The sequence below is a fragment of the Mesonia profundi genome, from assembly GCF_031085155.1.
Lineage (GTDB): Bacteria > Bacteroidota > Bacteroidia > Flavobacteriales > Flavobacteriaceae > Mesonia > Mesonia profundi.
The window spans coordinates 6,004-6,283 of the sequence record NZ_JAVHUL010000063.1 but is presented as its reverse complement, the minus strand read 5'-3'; positions in this window follow the sequence as shown (position 1 = coordinate 6,283).

Genomic DNA, 280 nt, shown 5'->3' with positions numbered 1-280 from the left:
TTTTTTTGCCATAATTTAAATCTATAAATATTTATGGACTCTAAAAAATCGTCACATCAAAGGTAGACACTCCATAAAGAAGTATCTAAGGGCGAGAAGCCTGTCCCGAGCGAAGCCGAAGTTTTCTGTCATTGACTCCGTCGAACCACTGCGTTAGGTTTCCGACGAAAGGAGAAATCTCTTATTTCCAAAACGAAAAGATGCTTCATTTCGTTTCACTTCATTCTGAATGACAGTAATCGAGTTTCATCCTGAAAAATCCGACTGTAAGGCCTGCCCG